The sequence below is a fragment of the Lacrimispora sp. genome, from assembly GCF_031982545.1.
Classification (GTDB): Bacteria; Bacillota; Clostridia; order Lachnospirales; family Lachnospiraceae; genus Lacrimispora.
The window spans coordinates 83,856-99,518 of the sequence record NZ_DALYXB010000009.1 but is presented as its reverse complement, the minus strand read 5'-3'; the positions used below and the strand labels follow the sequence as shown (position 1 = coordinate 99,518).

Below are 15,663 nucleotides of genomic sequence, written 5' to 3'. Positions count from 1 at the left end.
AGAATATAAGTGAAAAAAAGTACATAAAAAGTCTAATTGGCTATTATGTACTTTTTTATTGTCAATGCATTGAATAAATTCATTTATTGACTTTTTCGACAGAAAGGATTATTATATGAATGAATAAAATTATTCACTCAGAGGGAGGTGGATGTATTTTTTGAAATTACACCAGTCAGGAGAAGATTACATCAAAACAATTTTTCTGCTTCATAAGCAGTCTCATGAGGTTAGAAATGTAGACATAGCCAAAGCTATGGGATATGCAAAACCGAGTGTAAGCCATATGATAAAGAATTTAAAACGACTTCATTATGTAACGGCTATCGGAAATAATATATGCCTCACTGCAGACGGGCAAAAGTATGCAAATAAAATTTATGAACGGTACTGTACAATTAGGGATTCGTTAATCTATTTGGGTGTTTCATCGCAAACAGCAGAGAACGATGCCTGCTGTATAGAACATATTATAAGTGATGTATCGTTTAAAGCATTGAAAAATCAATTGGCAAAGAGAGGAGAGATGATAAATGGTGACTTTGCTGACTCGACTATTAATAAAAAATTATAAGAATATTACGTCACCATCAGTACAGAATTTATATGCGAAACTTTGCAGCGTTATTGGAATTTTACTAAATTTTCTTTTATTTACAGTTAAATTATTTTCCGGGCTTATAAGCGGATCAACGGCTATTTTAACGGATGGTTTTAACAATTTAGCGGATGCAGCTACTTCCGCAGCTTCATTTCTGGGCTTTTGCTTAGCAGGAATCGGATCTGGTGAAAATCATTTATTCGGGCATGGACGGTATGAGTGGTTGATGGGATTTCTATCTGCGCTTGCAGTACTTGTAATGGGCGGTACATTAGCGAAAAGTTCAGTTACAACAATACATACCCCTAAAAACATTGAATTCAACTTGGTCATACTATTAATACTCATCTGTTCCATTCTTGTTAAGCTTTATATGTTTTTTTACAACAAGAATATTGCATGCAAAATTAATTCTTCTGCCATGAAAGCAACCGCTTCTGACTGCATCAGTGATATGGCAGCAACGACAGCTATTTTGATTTCACTTATTGTGCAGTATTTTACCGGATGGAAGATTGATGGTTGGTGCGGATTGCTGGTTTCTGTTTTTATTATGTTTTCAGGCTTAAAATCTATGACAGAAATTATAGAGAGACTGCTGGGAAAATCACCGGCTGTAGACTTGGTTGATAGAATTACAAATCTAATTATGAAGTATCCCCAAGTAAAAGGTATCAATAGCTTGATCATTCATGATTATGGTCTTGGACATTATGTAGCTTCCATGCATATCGAGGGAGAGGAAGAAAACAGTGTTATTTTAAGCGACATCGCCAATGAAATTTCTTATAAACTTTATTTGCAAATAGACTGTGATACCACAATACAAATTGATTACTTAGATCCCGATCCCGTTCTGTATGACTTGATATATAAAAAAGCGGAACAGGAAATTCACGCAGTTATGTTCGGCGGTGGTGCAGCGGTGTATATATCCAGACTATTGGGGGAGAGAAAAAATGAAGAAGCCGGTCATGTGGCTTAAACTGCTCGATTATTTTCATCTTCGCCAAAACGGGGAATATTATCACCTTCCTGTAAGCTTTTATTATCGCTTAAACCGAATATGTAGAATTTGCCTTCTGTACGCCCAATATCACAAAAGCCTATAAATTCGGCTTATCCCAAAACTTATGCAGCAACAAAAAATATTCTTCTCGGCAGTTTATAATTGTAACGTGCCCACCTGTTTTAAAATGATACTCATTGGCGTTAGGGCAGAGCTCCAGCATCTCTTTGCGCTGCATTGGGTTGGCTAAATTATCAGTTTCGCTATCCACTATCAGAATATCCTTCGGTCTATTTATGTACGGTTCAGAAGTAAATAAGTGGTTAAATAGAAAATCTTCCATACAGTCTGCCATGGTATAAAAATCCTGTTTGGTTATTCTTTTAAAATCCTCTTTGCAAAGTTCAATTAATCTATTTGTATCTGTTTTTCCAGATTGAAGCCGCAGTTTTGGGCAAAACGTTCTGCCCAGCCCAAATGTCAATACGGAAACCGGCAGCACTTTAAGTATTTTACGCATTTTGCTGTAGATCTTAACTTCTGATGCATTCGTGGTGTTGACATCACTTGGATTCATGGATGTCAAGCTGTGGGAAAACACAATTTTATCAGCAATATCCGGGTACTGCTCTATAAGGTTCTGAAGGTATACGCCACCATTTGAATTGCCGATAACACTGCACTTTGTTACCTGTTCAGCATCCAAAACGGCTTTGAGGCCTTTAGCCGTGTCGGCAAACGTATGCATAGGCGGAACTGAAAGCGCTATTGTTATAAATTCTTCCCGAAACTCCTCAGCCAGCGGAAGGCCCAGCAAGTGCCCCGTAATATTTGAAAGTATGGCAAGCAAAAAGCGCTTTCCGTTCCCGCTAACCGTGTATCTCCAACGGTTTCCATCTAATGTCAGAACCTTTTCTACTGCCGTGAAATTTTCAAAATCGTGTTTTTTTACTATGGAAATGCTCATTGCCTTCCCTCACTTTCATGGTACAGTTGCCACATGAGTTTTTCCACTTCCGAAAACTCATTTTCGATTATTAATTCATCAATCTGTCCGGTGGTGGCAAGTATGTTTAACCCATGCAACATTATATAAATGCGGTGACTTAAAAACTTAACATGCATTTTATTTTTGTAAACCTTTTTAAGTATTGTGTTTATTGCATTTATTGTGTTCAAATAGGCTTCTTTCATTTTCTCTTTTCTTACATCAGGGGGAAAACTAAAAAAGTACGGGTAAAATATACAGTTTAGCGTGTTTTCAAAATTCATCATGTCGCCTTTTTCAAGCTTGTGATATAAGCGGAAAGCTTTTATCAAACTTTCAATGTCCTCTACTTCGGAAAATATCCCCCATACGTCACCGGTTTCGTTCTCAACAATGTCTAAAAAGATTTCTTCCACAGAATGATAGTGGTAATAAAGTCCCCCGACCGACAGTGAGAGCACTTCGCTTATGTCCGTCATTGTAACGGATGAGTAACCTTTTTCAATTATAAGTAACTTTGTTGCCCGTTGAATATCCAGTTTTCTTTTGCTTCCTTTTTTCATTGCTTGTTCTCCTGTATAAAACCGAGTATACCCTCTGTTTCTTACATTAGCACATGATTCTCAACTAGTCAATTAAAATTTACCTTTGAAAAAGTTATTGCTATAGTCTATTTCAATAGAAAGTGGTAAAATATTCTACGTAAATTACATACATAAGGAAGCGGAGAAAGATTCATTGAATTACGTAACTGATTGACAGAACAAGAGATAAGGAGTTGCTTATTTCTTTACAAAAAGGAAGATGGAGATAATGAGAAACGTTGAGTTATTTCATTCATTAAAAGCTGAAAAGATCTGTTTTAAGGCGTTAAGTATGAGTCATGATCAGGCTATACATAGCTATGCATTGGATAAGGAAGTATCACGATTTATTGGTTGGAATTTAAGGAGTTCAATAGATGAAACGAGACAGCATGTAAAAACAATGTTAGAACGTGAGTCTATTGGTTCTGCTCGGATATTAATTAAGAATGGATTTGAGCTGGAAGGCCGACTAAAAGATAACTATTATGTAGATGGTAAGTATTACGATGCCTTGCAGTTTTGTTATTTAATAATCTAAGGAGGGCCCCATGACTAAAATTAGATATGCTATAATAGGAAACGGATTCCGGGCAATGGCTTTTTTAAGAATAGGCCTTGTTCTATCTGCAAAATTTGAAGTAACTTCTGTTTTTTTTCGAAATAAAGAGAAAGCAGCTGAATTTTCCCAAACCCATTCCGTTCCAATAGCTTTGACCATAAAGGAATGCTTATCTACGAATCCTGATTTTGTGGTAATAGCCATTGGGAGGGATGGTAATCCTGAGATGATAAAACAGTTAATTCCTTATGGCATACCAATGTTAGTGGAGACACCGCCTGCCATGAACTTAAATGACCTTCATTCCCTGTGGGATATTTCTATCAAACAAGATGCCAGGATTCAGATCGCGGAACAGTATTTTTTACAGCCGCTTTATGAGGCGAAATTGATGGCTCTAAAAAAAGGAATATTAGGCGAGGTTCATAACTTATCCATATCCTGGGCTCATGACTATCACGGTGTCAGCTTAATTCGAAAGCTGTTAGGAGTTGGATTTGAAGGAGCTCAGATAACTGGTAAAAACTATCAATTTCCCGTGACAGTCACCGACTCCAGAGATGGAATTAAGACGGAAGGAGAGATGGTCTTTGCTGATCGGTCAAGATACACCATAGAATTTGAAAGTGGAAAAGTAGCTTTTTATGATTTCGCGTCAAATGTACAATACCGTTCCAAAATCAGAACCCGTCATCTAAATATACAAGGGGTTCGTGGTGAAATGGATGATGATATTGTACGCAGCTTGACCAAAGATAACCAGCCGTTAGTTCAAACCTTTCAGATTACCCAGGACATTAATACATTGTCTACGTATTCCATTAATCTTGGGGAGGAATGTCTCTATCATAATCCTTTTGCAAGGGAACGGCTTACGGATGATGAAGTTGCCATGTCAGGCTGTCTCCTTGGAATGGAAGAATATCTATTGACTGGTAACAGTTTCTATTCCTTTGCGGAGGGCTGCCAGGATAACTATTTTTTCTTATTGATGCAGGAAGCTCTAAAGCAGCCGCATGCAGCCATAAAAACAGAAGTTCAACCATGGAATTAAGTCCAGCCGGAAAGCGCAATCAATATGATTGGGTCCGTAATAAAAGTTATTACCGCTTTTCCGCCTTTGAAAATGAATAATACGCCGAGAACACAAACATCATTAGCTGCAGCGAGTAAATAACCGCTCTTTCTGTGAGTCCCATGATATTTAAATTATTTACCATACCAATGGGGTTGAGTACACCTGTTGCCGTAATAACCACAGACATAATTATAGTAAAGGTTCCCAGCCGTTTCATTTTCTCTTGCTTTAAGTAACCGACAGCCAGAACAAAACCTGCGGTAATCGTAGTAAACACTACAATTACCGTGACGATAATGTGCATGATGTTGCCGAATGTCATCTGAGTTTTATCACCAGTGAGTGGGAATAATGCATATCCGAATATGGAAACAAGGTTCATTGACAGAAAAATGCCCCATCCCGTGCGAACAGCAGAGTGGTATTTACGAAAGGATTTGACTAGCATTCCTATGACAAATAATATTGTAGCAACGCCATAGATGGTGGTAAAAATCAAAAGCAAGGTTCTGTTCGGTGCGCCCACGGCAGTCAGAGAACTAATATCGGTAGTGATAGGATTGTAATCCGGCCATAGGAGCTGCCCCAAAAGCGTATGGAATAAATAAAAGATTACGCCAATCATGCCCAACGGCATTGTTAAGGATTCGAATTTTTTCATTTTCATATTTTATCCTTTCTCTTTAAGATTATAATCCTATTCAAAAAAAATTCTTCAAATTTTTTACTAATTCAAGAATCCCCTTGCGTACAGCGACTGACAGTAGCGCAAATGCAATTAATGCTAAAACGGATCTCTCCCACAGTGCGGCGGTGACCAGTGCCGCTGGCGGATAAAAACGCCCGATTGCCTGCCCAAGTTGGGTACTTAAATCAGCCAGAAAATCCCCGTTTACTGACTGCATGCAGAAGGAAAGTGCCATCACACCGATGATCGCTCCAATAGTCATGGCTGCAATCATAGGAAGCAACGGAGCCAGAAGCCAAATGACCAATGCAGACAGCCAGAGTACGGCCGGGGAACCGCTTTCTCTCATAAAAACCACCATAGCTGGAAGAAAAAACAGACCGCCAAAGAGCAGGTTTTGCTTATTTAAATACTACTCCAATATGGTAAAAAATAGCAAAAAATACAATAATTTAAAGAGCCTCAGGGCAAATTGTACATAGAAAAATACAATCTAAATTGTTATAATTGTAAAAATGCACGATTCGAAGGGGGATTATTGAGTATGCTAAAACGTAAGAATGGATTAAAATGTTTAATTTTTTTAGTATTAACTACTCTTATAACTGGAAGTAATATTTCCAGTTTTGCAAGTACTGGAAGCAATAATACAGGTAATTTCAGTGTTCTATCCTATAATATCGGGGGGCTGCCAGAAATGTTTTCAAGTAGTGGAGATCCTAAGAAATATATTCCTCAAATTGGATCAAAGCTTTATGCCTACGATTTAATAAATGTACAGGAAGATTTCAATTATCACGCTTCGCTCTATGCAAATGATACTCATGCATATAGAACCCCTACTTCTGGAGGAGCAGGAATTGGTGATGGTATGAATTTCCTGTCAAATTATCCTTTTGGAGATACAGACCGGGAGACATGGACAGACCGTTATGGTAAGTTTGATAGCGGTAGTGATGAATTGACTCCAAAGGGATTCATGTACAATCAAGTTAAAATAGCAGATGGAGTTTATGTAGATGTTTATAATCTTCACGCAGATGCGGATACGGATGCGAAATCGGAGGCTGCAAGGCGTAGTAATTTAAATCAGCTTGCTGCATATATTGAGGAATATTCCCAGGGGCATGCAGTGATTGTGTTTGGAGATACCAATTGCAGATATACCCGAACTGATGACAATTTAAAATCTTTATTTGTCGACAGGCTGGATATGAGAGATGTCTGGATAGAAAAAATCAGAAATGGGATTTATCCGGAAAAGGGAGGAGAAGCATTGCTGGGGGTGTCTGGAGAGACGAGTGCCAACAATGAAGTTGTAGATAAAATCTTTTATCGAAGCGGTGCCGGTATTACGCTGAATCCTACTTCTTATAAGGTTGAAAATAGTTATTTCACTGATACGGAAGGAAATCAGCTCTCTGATCACTATGCCATAAGTGCAAACTTTAGCTATACCAGGGATAATAGTATTGTTTACAGTGAGTTATGGGGAGGATCTGGTGGCATAGCGTTCAATTTTTTGAGAAATTCATCACCAACGTTCAGCAGACCTGTGTCCGTTACTATAAGGGGAGAAAATCGCGTGGATGCCATATCTATGACCTATGCTGATGGTACAGTGCTTAGCAATGGTGGAGCTGGCGGAACTCAGAAGACCTTGGCGTTGGAAAAAGATGAATATATCATAAAGGCGGTTATTTATAAAAATACTTATAAGGGGTCAGACCGGATATTCTATTTGGAGTTGACAACAAACAAGAGCCGTGTTTTGGAAAGTGGAGTAAAAAGTGGAACTGCACTTACTTTAACTGCACCTGCAGGAACATATATTGCCGGATTTTTTGGACGAGCGGAAGCAAATATTGATAAGATTGGAGCTATCTACAAAACATTAGAATAACGATTATCCCGCGGAATAATCCGCGGGATTTTTTCTGACTGAGCCAATATAATGAAGACATGAATTTAACTCTCCTTATCCGTACCCGGATATTTACTCCTGTTTTCATGCTCTCTTGGTGAAATCCCCGTAACTTTCTTAAATACCTTGCTGAAATAATAAGGGTTATCAAAGCCCAGTTTATCAGAGATATCATACATCAGGTACTGGTGAGTGTCTATAAGCTCCATGGCATGCTGGATCTTTACCTGAGCAATATAATCAGAAAGAGTGGTACCGGTCAGTTTTTTAAAGGTATTGCTTAAATGGCCGGAACTAATATTTAAAGCTTCCGCAACATCCACCAGAGTCAGCTTTTCCATATAGTGTTCTTTGATGTAGCCTCTGGCCAGGTCTACCAGTTTATCAGAGCGGGTGGTCTTTCTGTCGTTTAAAAGCCTGCAAAGCTTTTGGCAAAAGCTTCTCAGCCATTCCAGTATGTCCTCCATGCTGTTAAATTGACTGAGCTGCTCCGCAATATTGATGGTATAAGGGAAAATATCCTGATAGCTGCCATTTCCTGTTTCAAAAAAGGAATATAAATAAGTATAGATATTGATGCAGGCACTGGTTGCCTGTTCTTTCCGGGGCTTATTTTCACGAAACAGTGTGATGATGTCTTCAAAGATTGAAGCAAGCTTTTCGCTGTCATTTTGACTGATATAAGCCGCCAGATCTTTTTTAAATACATTGATGTTGAAATTTTTCGCCTGGCTGAAATGGGAGGGCTGACCCTGGTATAGTACTACCTGGGAGGAAGAATCAAAGTAATAATAATCCAGTGCGGTCTGGGCCTCAGAGAACGCTTCCAGAAGATCTGACATCGTTTCCTTTAAACGGCTTACCCCAAAAACAGCAGATAACTCAAAATAGGTTTTTAAAGCCACACTGAATTTATGGCAGAACTCACTGATAGAGCTTTGGGAAAAAGTATCTCCTTTTAAAGAGGCAATAATGAGAAAGGTATCCTGCCGGTATTCCAAAATTGTATGATGAAAGAAAGATCTTGCCGCGATTCCGCCTAAGATATCAATCATCTGCCTGCTTACGGAATGCAAGTCGTAGCTTCCTCCCCCTGCTTCAAAATTTATGTGGATGGGTTTTAAGGTAAAAAGGATGACAAAAGGAGCCGGATACTGCTCCTTAAGTTCATCAGGGATATCAGGGACTTCCTCCGGGGAAAATAAAAGACGTCTAAACGTTATCTTATCTAAGTCTTCCTGACTGTTTTCCTGACGTCCTTCCATCAGACGGTATTTTTTATTAAGAAATAAGTCACAGGATTCCTTGGCACGTTCTAAAGCAGCGATCAGAGCCTCTTCATTTAAATCGATTTTTACCAGATAGTCAGAGGCACCCAGAGAAAGAGCTTTTTTAACCAGATGAAACTCTTCTAAGTTGGTTAATACAATAAAAGCAAAAGAACAGTTGTTTTCTTTGCATTTTTCCACCAGTTCCAAACCGTTTAATACGGGCATACGAATATCCGTTATAACAATATCCGGCTGAAGCTCCATAATCATGTCAAAGGCAGAAGGACCATTGGTGGCCTTTCCAATTATGCTGCACTCAAAGTTTTCCCATATGATCAGAGAGGCGATGCCGGCCAGGATAAGTGGTTCATCGTCTATAATAATAATTCGATACATAATGTTTCGCACCCCTTTGTCAGTTCATTCTAAAATTCCAGTGGTAGGGCAATGGTAATCAATGTATATTGGTCTAATTCGCTTTCCAGCTTTAAGCCGTAGTCTTCTCCGTAAACCAGCTTTAATCTTCGGTCCACGTTTGGAAGGCCGATTCCGCTCATATTGCTTCTTGTGATACGGGAGGTATCAGTCAGCAGTTTTTCTATATTTTCAGGTGATATGCCAATGCCATTGTCCTTTACTGAAATATAGAGTATCCCGTTTTTCGTATAAATGTGTATTTCTATAAGACCGTTTCTTCCGCTTGGTTCAATTCCGTTAAAGATAGCATTTTCCACAATGGGCTGAAGGGTGAGCTTCACGATTTTGGCATCGTAAAGAACCTCCTGGTCCACCTGGATTGAAACGTCAAAAAGTTCAATATACCGGATTTTTTCTATGATAACATAGTTTTGCAAAAAATCCAATTCCTGACGAAGCGTTACTTTTTCATTGAATCCCTTTGCCATGTTTTTAAGAAGAGAAGACAGAGCAGTGACTACCCGGACAATTCCGCTGTTTTTCTGCATGGTTGCGATCCATTTAATAGAATCCAGGGTATTATAAAGAAAATGAGGATTGATCTGTGCCTGAAGCATTTTAATTTCCAAATCCCTTTTTTCTTTCTCACTTTGAACTCTTGTTTCCAGAAGGTTGGAGATCCGGCTGGACATCTGATTAATCTGCTTTCCAATGCTTCCGATCTCATCAGCCGTTTCAATGGAACGGTCCGGATCAAAATTACCTCCGGCAATAAATTCCAGACGTTTTTTCAATCGGCTGATGGGAGCGCTTAACTGGCGGGATATGAACCAGGACAGGGTCAGGCCGATGGCAACACAGAAAAAGAATATAAGGCTGATGGTACCGCCGATCACTCCATGGTCCAGATTAAGAGAGGAAACCGGAAGAACCTGAAAGAAGATCAGTCCGCTGACTGCCTGTTTTTCATAGGCAATGATGCATTCCTCCCCAGCAAGCATGGTGCGAAAATTTCCCTGGGGTTCTTTCCGCTCTTTTAAGTTTGCCAGCAAAGGGTCTACATCAAAAGAATCTCCGTTCACAGAGGAGATAATACTTCCGTCTGAAGTGGCCGCATAAAGTATCTGACCGTCTCCCATGCTTTTCAGAGTATCAGAAAACAGCCTGGGGGAGACAGCAAGAAATATCCATGCGTCTTCCGGCTGCCCGCTGGAAGCATATTTTAATGGCCTTAAAAGTGGAAGAATCTTTGGGGTATAATTGGTAGGAGAAAAAGGGTTGTCCTCCAGAGAAAGAAGGTATTGTGTATTTTCTCTGTAAAGCAGATCATGAAACCAGGGGGCATTTTGAATGTCACCCACATCCCGGGTGGAACCGTAAGCGTTACCGGCTTGTAAAACTTCTCCATTATTATAAAGAGTGATTTTATAAATATATTTGCTGTATCCTGAGATGGCACAAAAATCTCTCAGCACATTGGAGGCGTAGAGCTTAATATAGGCAGATTCCCCGTGGTCTCCCATTTTAAAAGAAGGAGAGGAAAATAACGATTTTCGTTCGGAGCAGGTAACAACAATGTTGACCATTTCCTTATAAGCCACTTCCATCCGATCTGACAAAATCTGAACCCGGTTTACTGTATTTTTGGTTTCGTTTTCTAAAGCATCCTTATAATAAGAGTGATAGTTATAAAAACTCACGGCGCATGCAATGATGATAACCATCAGCAGATTGTATAAAAGAAATTTATACCGGAATGTTCGGGGCATGATATCATCCTTTCTCCCCTCCCCGTGAACAGCTGCTGAATGTCAGATTTTCCATCTCAGCCTGCACGAGAATAAATTTAGTAATATCATATCCTTTATTCCTGAGAAATTCAACGAAATCGATATGAATCTTAAAAAAATATAAAAATCTGCATAAATTATATGTTTTAATTTAGAAAGACACGAAAGACGTAAAAAAAATAATATAATTATGCAAATCGTTTATTCCGATATAGCCTCAGATCTGGTATCTTTATAGCATAAAGAACACGCGCGTAGTTCTAAAAAAAGGGAGGTTTCAAACCAATGAAATTAAAAAAGGTTTTAGCTATGGTATTAGCAGCCGGAATGGTGTGTGCATCTTTAACTGCATGTGGCAGCAAAACAGCTGAAAGCAGCGCTGCAGATACAACCGGAGCAACAACTGCTGCAGATTCTGCAAAGGCAGGCGATAAAACACAGAACTCTGGTGAAAAGAAAGTTCTTACCGTGACAACATGGGACTATGATTCATCTCCTCAGTTTCAGTCAGTGGTTGATGCCTATATGAAAGAAAATCCCAATGTGGAGATCAAAGTTATTGATACATCTGCTGATGAATACAACAATTCCTTAGGAATCAGTTTATCCGCAGCTCAGCCGGATCCGGATATTATCTGGGTAAAGGATATGGGTTCCATGCTTCAGATGGCTGATAAAAAACAGCTTCTTCCTCTTGATGATTTCATGAAAAAAGACAACTTTGATACATCCGTTTACAATGGTGCGGCAGAGCAGCTTCAGTACAACGGAGTGACTTACGGACTTCCGTACCGTTCCGACTGGTATGTCTTATACTACAATAAGGATCTTTTTGACGCGGCAGGTGTTGCATATCCTTCCAATGATATGACCTGGGATGAGTATAATGAACTGGCAGCAAAGATGACTTCCGGCGAAGGCAGCTCAAAGGTATACGGCGGACATAATCATACATGGCAGGCGCTTGTAACAAACTGGGCCGTTCAGGATGGCAAGCATACGGTTGTTGAAAAAGATTATTCCTTTTTAAAGCCATGGTATGAGTCAGCTCTTTCCTTACAGGATAAGGGATATATTCAGGATTACTCTACGTTAAAGACAGCAAATATTCATTATTCCTCTATATTTAAGAATCAGCAGTGCGCTATGATGCCAATGGGAACCTGGTTTATCGCCACCATGATCCAGTCCCGTGCAGCAGATGAGACTTCCTTTAACTGGGGTATTGCAAGACTTCCTCATCCTGCTGATACAGAATCCGGATATACGGTAGGAGCTCTCACTCCTGTGGGAATCAGCGCCTATACGGACGAACCTGACTTATCATGGGATTTTGTAAAATTTGCCACAAGCAAAGAAGCCGCAAATATTCTGGCTGAACAGGGTGTATTTACCGGTATCCAGACAGAGGAATCTTTAAAAACCATCGCTTCCGCACAGTTCTTCCCCGAGGGAGAATCTAATATTGAAGCATTGTCCTATACTCATTACACATTTGACCGTCCCTTAGACCCAAAGATCGAAGAAATTCGTAAGGCTCTTGATGAAGTTCATGAAATGATCATGATCAAGCAGTATACGGTTGATCAGGGAATCGAAGAACTGAACAAACGTGTTGCAGAGATCAAAGGCTGGTAAAATATAATTGATTGCCAAAGAGCGCCTTTTCTAAAATTTAAGCAAGGCGCTCTTTTTGTGGCAAAAAGCAGGTGAAAAGGAGGTTAACCCAGTATGAAAGAAGTAAAAACCACATTGTCGTCACATCAGAAGAAAGCAATCCGAAGTAACCTGGTCGGTTATTCCTTTATTTTGCCTAATTTAATCGGATATGCTATTTTCGTATTCATCCCTGTTATTTTTTCCTTTATTTTAAGTGTTATGAAATGGGATGGCTCCAAGGCTCCCATGGAGTTTGTTGGATTAAAAAATTTCGCTCAGATTTTTGGTGACAGGATATTTGTTCAATCCTTTCTTCACACCATTCAATATGCATTGCTTACGGTATTCCCAACTCTGGTGCTGTCACTTTTACTGGCAGTTTTACTGAATCATAAATTAAAAGGGATCGCGATCTTCCGTACAGCGCTGTATTTCCCTTACATTGCTTCCATCGTGGCGGTAGGCGCGGTTTGGAACATGTTATTTCAGCCAGATTTTGGACCCATCAATGAATTTTTAAAATTCATTGGCATTTCCAAGCCTCCCAGATGGGTTGTTGATGTGAAATGGGCCATGGTGGCCATTTCCGTGGTAAGTGTATGGAAGTATATGGGTTACTATATGATCGTGTATCTGGCAGCTCTCCAGGGAATTTCAGGTTCCCTTTATGAAGCGGCAGGGATTGACGGGGCCAATGGTTTTCAGAAGCTTCGGTATATTACGATTCCCATGCTGACTCCGACCACATTCTTCGTGCTGATTATGCTTACAATTCAGTGCTTTAAGGTATTTGATCTTGTATATGTAATGACAGGGGGAGGTCCCGGCAACGCCACCAAGACCCTGGTCAATTATATTTATGAAAAGGCATTTACCTCATGGGAGTTTGGACCGGCAAGTGCGGGAGCCATAGTTTTGTTCGCAGTCGTGCTTGTGATCACCCTGATTCAGTTTGCGGGTGAAAAGAAGTGGTCTAAGGATTTGATGTAAGGAGGGAAAGCGATGAATACAAAAACAAAGAATTTAAGGATACCTCTGTATCTGGGACTGATTGCTTTATCCCTTTTTATGCTGGTGCCTTTTTACTGGATGGTGATCTCTTCTTTAAAGCTTAATAAAGATGTATTTTCCGTACCAATGAAATGGTGGCCCGATGCGATGCATTGGGAGAACTACAAAATCATCTGGAAGAAGCTGCCCCTTGTGACCTTCTTTTTCAATACAGCCAAGCTGACGGTTATTACGACAATCATCCAGCTGTGTACCAGCTGTTTTGCTGCTTATGGTTTTACAAAGACGCGTTTTAAAGGCAGGGATCTGATCTTTCTCATGTATGTTACTACCATAGCTGTTCCATGGCAGGTCTACATGGTTCCACAGTTTATTCTGGTTTCCAGGCTGGGTCTTAACGACACTCATTTAGGATTGATCTTAATGCAGGCGTTCTCTGCGTTTGGTGTATTTTTAATCCGCCAGTTTTATATCAGCATTCCGGATGAATTATGCGAAGCTGCCAGGATCGACGGGTTAAATGAATATGGTATCTTTGGAAAAATCGTGTTTCCTCTTGGGAAACCTGCTATGGCAACCCTGACCATTTTTACATTTACCAATGTGTGGAATGATTTTATGGGACCCCTTATCTATTTAAAAACAAAGGAATTGAAAACCATCCAGCTGGGTATCCGGATGTTTATATCCCAGTTCGGAGCGGATTATGCATGGATCATGGCTGCTTCCGTTTGCTCATTGATCCCGGTTATCATTGTATTTTTGAGCTGTCAGAAGTTCTTTGTAGAGGGCGTTGCAGCCAGCGGAATCAAAGGATAGAAAGCGGAAATACCCTGTGGGTATCCCTTTATGTCCAAAAAGATGGACAGTGAATAGGAAAGGAGTGGCATATGGCACAGACATTGGAACAAATAAAAACCTATCCTGGAATGGAAGAGGGGATGGTTCAACAGGCTATGAATGATGCAGTAAAGATCGTGAGAGAGAACCTGACGGAATTTACGGATAAATTCCAGTCTTCCAACAGCTTCGACGGATTTTATGAGGCAACAGAAAACGTGGAATGGACAACCGGGTTCTGGACAGGCGTGATCTGGCTGGCTTACGAGCACACCGGTGATGAAGCTTTCCAAAAAGCCGCGCAAGTACAGGTTGAAAGCTTTTTGAGCAGAATTGAAAATAAAATTGATGTAAACCATCATGATATGGGATTTCTATATAGTCTATCCTGCGTCGCAGCCTATAAGCTGACCGGCAATGAACATGCAAAAAAGGCTGCTTTATTGGCAGCGGATCATTTGGCAGAACGATACAAGGAAAGAGGGAAGTTCCTTCAGGCCTGGGGAAATCCGGGTGAACCAAAGGAATACCGGCTGATTATTGACTGCCTGTTAAATCTCCCCTTACTTTACTGGGCAACGGAAGTTACGGGAGATCCTTCCTACGAAGATAAGGCGGAAAACCATATAAAGACTGCCATGAAATGCATTTTGCGTCCGGACCATTCTACCTACCATACCCATTTTTTTGATGTGGAAACAGGGGAACCCACGTATGGAGTAACCCATCAGGGGAATCGCGACGGTTCTGCATGGGCCAGAGGCCAGGCCTGGGGGATTTATGGGATTGCCTTAAGCTACCGGTATTTGAAGAATCCGGAGTACATGGACTTATTCTGCAGAGTGACGGATTATTTCATTGAACATCTGCCGGAAGATCTGGTACCTTACTGGGATTTTGACTTTGACACAGGCAGTGAGGAACCGAGAGATTCCTCTGCCTCTGCCATTGCTGTGTGCGGGATCCTGGAAATGGCGAAATACTTAGAAAAAGAGAAGGCACAGGTATATCTGACAGCAGCTGACCGGATGCTTAAGGCGCTGACAGACCTTTGTGCCAACAGGGATTACAAAAAATCCAATGGATTGTTGCTTCATGGCACCTATGCAAGGAATTCCAAAGAGAATACCTGTACAGACCGTGGTGTAGATGAATGCAATACATGGGGAGATTATTTTTATATGGAGGCGCTGACAAGGCTCTCCAGGGACTGGAAGCTGTACTGGTAAGTGCTGGAGGAG

General features: G+C 40.3%; 15 protein-coding genes. 9 read left to right on the top strand and 6 right to left on the bottom strand.

What is annotated here, in order from left to right; all coding sequences use genetic code 11:
* Nucleotides 1-160 precede the first annotated feature (160 nt).
* On the top strand, nt 161-574 hold the full coding sequence (locus ABS301_RS16020) for a metal-dependent transcriptional regulator (RefSeq protein WP_349673183.1): 414 nt from the start codon (nt 161-163) through the stop codon (nt 572-574).
* Entirely contained in the window at nt 534-1,586 is a 1,053-nt protein-coding gene (locus tag ABS301_RS16015; protein WP_349673182.1) for a cation diffusion facilitator family transporter, read from the top strand. The genes ABS301_RS16020 and ABS301_RS16015 overlap by 41 nt, the downstream gene beginning before the upstream one ends.
* Before the next feature lie 121 nt (nt 1,587-1,707).
* Here the strand turns inward: ABS301_RS16015 and ABS301_RS16010 are convergent, their stop codons facing one another.
* Together ABS301_RS16010 and ABS301_RS16005 are read right to left on the bottom strand one after the other, a co-directional pair.
* The gene (locus ABS301_RS16010; RefSeq protein WP_349673181.1) at nt 1,708-2,577 is read right to left on the bottom strand and encodes an alpha/beta hydrolase; all 870 of its coding nucleotides are present in this window, start codon (nt 2,575-2,577) and stop codon (nt 1,708-1,710) included.
* Complete coding sequence (locus ABS301_RS16005; RefSeq protein ID WP_349673180.1) at nt 2,574-3,161, bottom strand: TetR/AcrR family transcriptional regulator; 588 nt, start codon at nt 3,159-3,161, stop codon at nt 2,574-2,576. The genes ABS301_RS16010 and ABS301_RS16005 overlap by 4 nt, the downstream gene beginning before the upstream one ends.
* Nucleotides 3,162-3,411: 250 nt before the next feature.
* Here ABS301_RS16005 and ABS301_RS16000 point away from each other — a divergent pair, with 250 nt between their 5' ends.
* The gene (locus tag ABS301_RS16000; RefSeq protein WP_349673179.1) at nt 3,412-3,723 is read left to right on the top strand and encodes a GNAT family N-acetyltransferase; all 312 of its coding nucleotides are present in this window, start codon (nt 3,412-3,414) and stop codon (nt 3,721-3,723) included.
* Between the two features lie 10 nt (nt 3,724-3,733).
* A complete protein-coding gene (locus ABS301_RS15995) occupies nt 3,734-4,798 on the top strand; it encodes a Gfo/Idh/MocA family protein (RefSeq protein ID WP_349673178.1) in 1,065 nt (354 codons plus the stop codon).
* A 49-nt stretch (nt 4,799-4,847) separates the two neighbouring features.
* On the opposite strand, the gene ABS301_RS15990 is transcribed toward ABS301_RS15995, so the two are convergent.
* Nucleotides 4,848-5,483 carry a DUF998 domain-containing protein gene (locus tag ABS301_RS15990; RefSeq protein WP_349673177.1) on the bottom strand — a complete coding sequence of 212 codons (636 nt, stop codon included), beginning with the start codon at nt 5,481-5,483 and terminating at the stop codon, nt 4,848-4,850.
* A 40-nt stretch (nt 5,484-5,523) separates the two neighbouring features.
* On the bottom strand, nt 5,524-5,859 hold the full coding sequence (locus ABS301_RS15985; RefSeq protein ID WP_349673176.1) for a hypothetical protein: 336 nt from the start codon (nt 5,857-5,859) through the stop codon (nt 5,524-5,526).
* 123 nt (nt 5,860-5,982) lie between these two features.
* On the opposite strand from ABS301_RS15985, the gene ABS301_RS15980 reads away from it, so the two are divergent.
* Nucleotides 5,983-7,413, top strand: a complete 1,431-nt coding sequence (locus ABS301_RS15980; protein WP_349673175.1) for a jacalin-like lectin — start codon at nt 5,983-5,985, stop codon at nt 7,411-7,413.
* Between the two features lie 65 nt (nt 7,414-7,478).
* On the opposite strand, the gene ABS301_RS15975 is transcribed toward ABS301_RS15980, so the two are convergent.
* Together ABS301_RS15975 and ABS301_RS15970 are read right to left on the bottom strand one after the other, a co-directional pair.
* Complete coding sequence (locus ABS301_RS15975; protein WP_349673174.1) at nt 7,479-9,101, bottom strand: response regulator transcription factor; 1,623 nt, start codon at nt 9,099-9,101, stop codon at nt 7,479-7,481.
* A 29-nt stretch (nt 9,102-9,130) separates the two neighbouring features.
* On the bottom strand, nt 9,131-10,891 hold the full coding sequence (locus ABS301_RS15970; protein ID WP_349673173.1) for a sensor histidine kinase: 1,761 nt from the start codon (nt 10,889-10,891) through the stop codon (nt 9,131-9,133).
* Nucleotides 10,892-11,197: 306 nt separating this feature from the next.
* Here ABS301_RS15970 and ABS301_RS15965 point away from each other — a divergent pair, with 306 nt between their 5' ends.
* From ABS301_RS15965 to ABS301_RS15950, 4 genes are all read left to right on the top strand, one after another.
* Nucleotides 11,198-12,550 carry an ABC transporter substrate-binding protein gene (locus ABS301_RS15965; protein ID WP_349673172.1) on the top strand — a complete coding sequence of 451 codons (1,353 nt, stop codon included), beginning with the start codon at nt 11,198-11,200 and terminating at the stop codon, nt 12,548-12,550.
* Between the two features lie 93 nt (nt 12,551-12,643).
* Nucleotides 12,644-13,561: a carbohydrate ABC transporter permease gene (locus ABS301_RS15960; protein WP_349673171.1), complete on the top strand. Its 918-nt coding sequence runs from the start codon at nt 12,644-12,646 to the stop codon at nt 13,559-13,561.
* Between the two features lie 12 nt (nt 13,562-13,573).
* Nucleotides 13,574-14,401, top strand: coding sequence for a carbohydrate ABC transporter permease (locus ABS301_RS15955; RefSeq protein WP_349673170.1), 828 nt, complete (start codon nt 13,574-13,576; stop codon nt 14,399-14,401).
* 71 nt (nt 14,402-14,472) lie between these two features.
* The gene (locus ABS301_RS15950) at nt 14,473-15,651 is read left to right on the top strand and encodes a glycoside hydrolase family 88 protein (protein WP_349673169.1); all 1,179 of its coding nucleotides are present in this window, start codon (nt 14,473-14,475) and stop codon (nt 15,649-15,651) included.
* Nucleotides 15,652-15,663: the final 12 nt, after the last annotated feature.

Coding starts and splice junctions, on each gene's coding strand:
- ABS301_RS16015 (WP_349673182.1), top strand. CDS start 534: ATGGTGACTTTGCTGACTCGACTATTAATAAAAAATTATAAGAATATT.
- ABS301_RS16010 (WP_349673181.1), bottom strand. CDS start 2,577: ATGAGCATTTCCATAGTAAAAAAACACGATTTTGAAAATTTCACGGCA.
- ABS301_RS16005 (WP_349673180.1), bottom strand. CDS start 3,161: ATGAAAAAAGGAAGCAAAAGAAAACTGGATATTCAACGGGCAACAAAG.
- ABS301_RS16000 (WP_349673179.1), top strand. CDS start 3,412: ATGAGAAACGTTGAGTTATTTCATTCATTAAAAGCTGAAAAGATCTGT.
- ABS301_RS15995 (WP_349673178.1), top strand. CDS start 3,734: ATGACTAAAATTAGATATGCTATAATAGGAAACGGATTCCGGGCAATG.
- ABS301_RS15990 (WP_349673177.1), bottom strand. CDS start 5,483: ATGAAAAAATTCGAATCCTTAACAATGCCGTTGGGCATGATTGGCGTA.
- ABS301_RS15985 (WP_349673176.1), bottom strand. CDS start 5,859: ATGAGAGAAAGCGGTTCCCCGGCCGTACTCTGGCTGTCTGCATTGGTC.
- ABS301_RS15975 (WP_349673174.1), bottom strand. CDS start 9,101: ATGTATCGAATTATTATTATAGACGATGAACCACTTATCCTGGCCGGC.
- ABS301_RS15970 (WP_349673173.1), bottom strand. CDS start 10,891: ATGCCCCGAACATTCCGGTATAAATTTCTTTTATACAATCTGCTGATG.
- ABS301_RS15965 (WP_349673172.1), top strand. CDS start 11,198: ATGAAATTAAAAAAGGTTTTAGCTATGGTATTAGCAGCCGGAATGGTG.
- ABS301_RS15960 (WP_349673171.1), top strand. CDS start 12,644: ATGAAAGAAGTAAAAACCACATTGTCGTCACATCAGAAGAAAGCAATC.
- ABS301_RS15955 (WP_349673170.1), top strand. CDS start 13,574: ATGAATACAAAAACAAAGAATTTAAGGATACCTCTGTATCTGGGACTG.
- ABS301_RS15950 (WP_349673169.1), top strand. CDS start 14,473: ATGGCACAGACATTGGAACAAATAAAAACCTATCCTGGAATGGAAGAG.